This window comes from Kitasatospora sp. NPDC057542 (genome assembly GCF_042801945.1).
Lineage (GTDB): Bacteria > Actinomycetota > Actinomycetes > Streptomycetales > Streptomycetaceae > Kitasatospora.
The window spans coordinates 1-1,842 of sequence record NZ_JBHVFE010000797.1 but is presented as its reverse complement, the minus strand read 5'-3'; the positions used below and the strand labels follow the sequence as shown (position 1 = coordinate 1,842).

The window sequence follows — 1,842 nt, the reverse complement described above, 5'->3', positions numbered from 1 at the left end:
GGCCGGACGCGGAGCAGCGTCCGGCCGCCGGCGGCCTACTGCTCCAGGATCCAGTCCGTCACCAGCTCCTCCAGCACCCCCAGCGGCAGGCTGCCGTGCCCGATCAGCTGGTGGTGGAACTCCCGGATGTCGAACCGGGCGCCGAGTGCCGCCTGGGCCCGCTCACGGTGCCGCACGATCTCCCGGCGGCCGATCAGGTAGGCGGTGGCCTGGCCCGGCCAGGCGATGTAACGGTCGATCTCGTTGCGGACGTTGGCCTCGGGGGTGGCGGTGTTGGCCCGCATGTAGGCGATCGCCCGCTCCCGGGACCAGCCGTAGTGGTGCATCCCGGTGTCCACCACCAGCCGGACCGCCCGCACCGCGTCCAGTGAGAGCATGCCGAACCGGGACAGCTCCGAGCCGTACAGCCCCATCTCGTCCGCGAGCCGCTCGGTGTACAGGCCCCAGCCCTCGACGTGGGCGGTCAGCTGGCCGCTCGGGTTCTGCCGGAACCGCGGCAGGTGGTGCAGGGTCTGCGCGACGGCGAGCTGGAGGTGGTGGCCGGGGACGCTCTCGTGGAAGGCGATCGCCTCGTACTCGTAGCTGAACCGGGTCTCCGGGCGCAGCGTGTTGATCCAGTGGGTGCCGGGCAGCCCGCCCGGGCCCGGCGGCTGGTAGTAGGCCAACGGCGCGGTCTCCGCCCCGATCGGGTCGATCTCCCTGGTCACGCAGTCGGCGATCGGGTACGGGCGGAACCAGTCGGCGCTGGCTCGGCGGGCCCGCTCCAGCGCGCCGTCCACCAGGGCGATGATCTCGGCCGCGCTGCCGAAGCGCAGCGAGCGGTCCTCGCGCAGCGCGGCCAGCACGGCCGCGGGTTCGGTGATGCCCAGCACCTTGCCGCCCAGCTCGGCGAACTCCTCGCGCAGTGCCGCGACGGCCTCCAGACCGATCCGGTGCACCTCCTCCGGGGCGAGCCCGGGCCGGGTGAAGCGGGCGACGGCGTCCGCGTAGCCCTCGGTGCCGCCCGGTACGTGGCAGACCCCGGCCTTGTCGTCCGGCCGGGCGCCCGGCGCCAGCTGCTGGGCCAGCCCGGCCCGGAAGCGGGCCACCGCCGGGCGGACGGCGTCGCGCACGACGGTCCGGGCGCGCTCGTGCTCCCGGCGGTCGGCCAGCGGCCGCAGCAGCTTGTCCTCGGCAGGGTCGGTGGCCAGGTAGGCCTCCAGCTGGGCGACGGCGGCGTCGACCCCGCTGCGCAGAGGGAGGCGGCCCTCGGCGGCGGCGTCCAGGATGCCGCGCAGGGCGGCGTCGAAGTAGCCGGGCAGGCCGGCGAGGCGCTTCAGGTAGGCGTCGGCGCCCTCCTGGTCGACCGAGGTCATGGCGAGCGCGGAGAAGGCCTCGTTCTGCGGGGCGATGATGGTCGCCGAGACGCTGAACTCCGCCAGGCCGTGGGTGATCTGGCCGATGCCGTTGTCGATCAGCCGGGCGAGCACCCGGTGGGTGATCCGGTCCTCGCCGGCCAGCGTGTCGAGCGGGATCGCGGCCAGCCGCTCGGCGAAGCCGCGCAGCGCCTCGCGGTGGCGGTGCGCGGCCGCGCGGGACGGGTCGGGCACCAGGTGGGCGTAGCCCTCGACCCCGCTGAGGGTCGCATCGAACGGGTTGTGGGTGTTCTCGGCGGCGAAGAACTCGTCCGCGAGTGCGGCGATTCCGGCGTGCTGAGGCTGTTCGATCACTGGTCGCTCCCCCGATGCGATGTGGTGTGGTGTCCACCGGTGTTGCCCACCGGTGTTGCCCACCGGCGGTGCCGGCGGCGTCGCCGGGCCGGCGCGCCCGGTACGGATCGGGGCACCCTGCGGTGCCCCGATC

General features: G+C 74.5%; 1 protein-coding gene. It reads right to left on the bottom strand.

Translation table 11 applies throughout. The annotated features are described in order from the left end of the window. Nucleotides 1–35 precede the first annotated feature (35 nt). Entirely contained in the window at nucleotides 36–1,709 is a 1,674-nt protein-coding gene (locus ACFU7Y_RS43585; protein WP_224282403.1) for a DUF885 family protein, read from the bottom strand. Nucleotides 1,710–1,842 lie beyond the last annotated feature (133 nt).